At 64.9% G+C, this 2,006-nt stretch carries 2 protein-coding genes; both read left to right on the forward strand.

Annotated elements, in window-relative coordinates; translation table 11 throughout:
- Nucleotides 1-30: 30 nt before the first annotated feature.
- Nucleotides 31-1,707: an IS66 family transposase gene (tnpC, locus tag AC0L26_RS31895; RefSeq protein WP_473636073.1), complete on the forward strand. Its 1,677-nt coding sequence runs from the start codon at nucleotides 31-33 to the stop codon at nucleotides 1,705-1,707.
- On the forward strand, nucleotides 1,659-1,943 hold the full coding sequence (locus AC0L26_RS31900; RefSeq protein WP_473636072.1) for a hypothetical protein: 285 nt from the start codon (nucleotides 1,659-1,661) through the stop codon (nucleotides 1,941-1,943). The genes tnpC and AC0L26_RS31900 overlap by 49 nt, the downstream gene beginning before the upstream one ends.
- The last annotated feature ends 63 nt before the right edge of the window (nucleotides 1,944-2,006 follow it).

Below are 2,006 nucleotides of genomic sequence, written 5' to 3' on the forward strand. Positions count from 1 at the left end.
GCAGACTCGTTTTATGATTCACTCCAGGGCATGGTTGCCACCGCCCAGGATGCTGTTTCGGACGATATCGGCGCGCTGAGAGCGGCGCTGACCGCGGCGCTGGCCAGAGCCGAAGATGAGGCCGCGCGCGCTGCGCTGGTCGAGGCCGAACTCGCGGTCGCCAGGGCCAAGGCATCGGATGATGCAGCGCTGATCGCACATCAGCATCTGACGATCCGGAAGCTGCAGCGGGCGCTGCATGGTCAGAGTTCTGAACGTTCCGCCCGCCTGCACGACCAGATGGAACTCACCTTCGAGGAACTCGAGAGCACCGCGACGGAAGACGAGATCGCCGCCGAACAGGCAACGGCCCGGACCACCGAGGTGGCGCTTTATGTGCGCAAACGACCGGCGCGCCAACCATTTCCCGAGCATCTGCCGCGCGAACGCGTGGCCGAGCCGGCGCCGGCCGCTTGCCATTGCTGCGGCGGTCATCGGCTACGCAAGCTGGGTGAGGATATCACCGAGACGCTGGAGGTGGTGCCGCGGCAATGGAAGGTGATCCAGCACGTCCGGGAGAAGTTCACCTGCCGCGACTGCGAGGCGATCAGCCAGGCTCCGGCGCCGTTCCACGCCACCCCGCGCGGCTGGGCCGGTCCCGGCCTGCTGGCGATGATCCTGTTCGAGAAGTTCGGACAGCATCAGCCGCTCAACCGCCAGGCTGAACGCTATGCCCGCGAAGGCGTGCCGCTCAGCCTGTCGACGCTCGCCGACCAGGTCGGCGCCGGCGCCGCGGTGCTGATGCCGTTGTTCAAGCGGCTCGAGGCCCATGTGCTGTTCGCTTCACGTCTGCACGGCGACGATACGACGGTGCCGGTCCTGGCCAAGGGCAAGACGGATACCGGCCGATTATGGACCTATGTGCGCGATGACCGACCGTTCGGCGGCGCCGATCCGCCGGCGGCGGTGTTCTACTATTCCCGCGATCGCCGAGGCGAACATCCCGCAGCGCATCTCGCCGGCTGGAGCGGCATTTTGCAGGCCGATGCCTATGGCGGTTATGGCGATCTCTATGCGACGGGCCGTCAGCCGGCGCCTGTTCTGGAAGCCAGCTGCTGGGCCCACAGCCGGCGCAAAGTGTTCGAGCTGGCCGATATCGAAGCGGCGGCGCGCAAGAAGGCGCACGGCGAGAAGCCCAACCTGGTCTATCCACTAGCGGTTGAAGCCGTGAAGCGCATCGATGCCCTGTTCGATATCGAACGCGAGATCAATGGCCTGTCGCCAGGCCAACGCCACGCCGTGCGCCAAGAGCGGAGCGCGCCGCTGGTCACCGAGCTCGAGCGCTGGATGATCGAGACGCGCGACAAGCTCTCTCGCGGACACGATCTGACCAAGGCCTTCAACTACATGCTGCGCCGCTGGTCATCCTTCACCCGGTTCCTCGGCGATGGGAGGATTTGCCTATCGAACAATGCAGCCGAGCGAGCCCTGCGCGGCATCGCTCTTGGAAGAAAGTCCTGGCTGTTCTGCGGTTCCGATCGCGGCGGACAGCGCGCTGCCGTTCTCTACAGCCTGATCGTCAGCGCCAAGTTGAATGACGTCGACCCTCAGGCCTGGCTCGCCGATATCCTGGCGCGCATCGCAGCCCACCCAGCACAGCGGATCGACGATTTGCTGCCGTGGAATTGGAGGTCCGCAAAACTGCGGACCCAACCAGCGGCGGCCTGATCACGCAGCGCAATAAGGTGCATCACGTCTACACCGTCGAACGTGTCGCCAGGGACCTCGGCGTCAGCGAAGCGCTCATCCAGGACCTGACCCTCGGTCTCGAGCCCGAGGACGGCGTCATCTGGGTGTACGGGGCCAACGATGACGACGGGATCTTGGCCTTCACCGATGAAGGCTTCGAGGAGGTCAAACTCCTCCTCGAAGAATATCATCGCGTCTCCCCATCGAAAGCTTGACCCGGTGCTCAGGTCCTCATGGCCACCGGATACGCACGTCTGCGGTCTTCACCGGATGCGTAC

This window comes from Mesorhizobium sp. WSM4823, from assembly GCF_055811195.1.